The organism is Parendozoicomonas verongulae (genome assembly GCF_009711465.1).
Taxonomy (GTDB): domain Bacteria; phylum Pseudomonadota; class Gammaproteobacteria; order Pseudomonadales; family Endozoicomonadaceae; genus Sansalvadorimonas; species Sansalvadorimonas verongulae.
In genome coordinates this window covers 1-215 of the sequence record NZ_SMME01000039.1, presented here as the reverse complement: position 1 = coordinate 215, position 215 = coordinate 1, and the positions used below count along the sequence as shown (strand labels likewise).

At 53.5% G+C, this 215-nt stretch carries 1 protein-coding gene; it reads left to right on the top strand.

Annotated features, from left to right (window positions below; translation table 11 throughout):
- Positions 1-215, top strand: a 215-nt coding sequence (locus E1189_RS24095) for a hypothetical protein (protein ID WP_230459773.1), incomplete at both ends; no start/stop codon positions are given.

Genomic DNA, 215 nt, shown 5'->3' with positions numbered 1-215 from the left:
TTCTGGGAGTTGGCACGGCATTGTCCTATCGATAGTTTTGAGAGCGAGATTGATTCTCTTCTCCCGGAGTCATTCGAGACACCAGACGAAGCCGCACTGGATGCCCTGGTCCACTGCTTGATTCAGAGCTGCCCGCTTCCAGAGACACGCAGGCAGCTGGCCGAACAGTTATACAGTGAGGCTGCCAACACATTTTCGCACCTGACGGTTAATGA